The sequence below is a fragment of the Vogesella mureinivorans genome, from assembly GCF_007644035.1.
GTDB lineage: Bacteria > Pseudomonadota > Gammaproteobacteria > Burkholderiales > Chromobacteriaceae > Vogesella > Vogesella mureinivorans.
Genome location: NZ_VMTV02000154.1, coordinates 1 through 311 on the forward strand (window position 1 = coordinate 1; position 311 = coordinate 311).

Consider the following 311-nt stretch of genomic DNA (forward strand, 5'->3'; position numbering starts at 1 on the left):
CATTTCGATCGCAAGCTGGCCGAGGAGGAGGTGTGGATCCGTCAGGGCATCAAGGCCCGCCGCACCCGCAATGAGGGCCGCGTGCGCGCGCTGAAGGCGATGCGCCGCGAGCGCATGCAGCGTCGCGAGCTGCAGGGGCAGGTGAGCATCCAGATGGCCTCGGCGGCACCGTCGGGCAAACGCGTGGCCGAAGCCAAGCGCGTCAGCCACGGCTATAACGGCCGGGCGCTGCTGCGCGATTTCTCGGTGAGCATCCAGCGCGGCGACCGCATCGGCCTGGTCGGGCCGAACGGCGTCGGCAAGACGACCCT

1 protein-coding gene is annotated in these 311 nt (G+C 70.1%); it reads left to right on the forward strand.

The features are described 5' to 3' along the window. Nucleotides 1–311 (forward strand): ATP-binding cassette domain-containing protein (locus FLQ44_RS23540; RefSeq protein WP_170252807.1); only part of this gene is annotated, 311 nt, incomplete at both ends.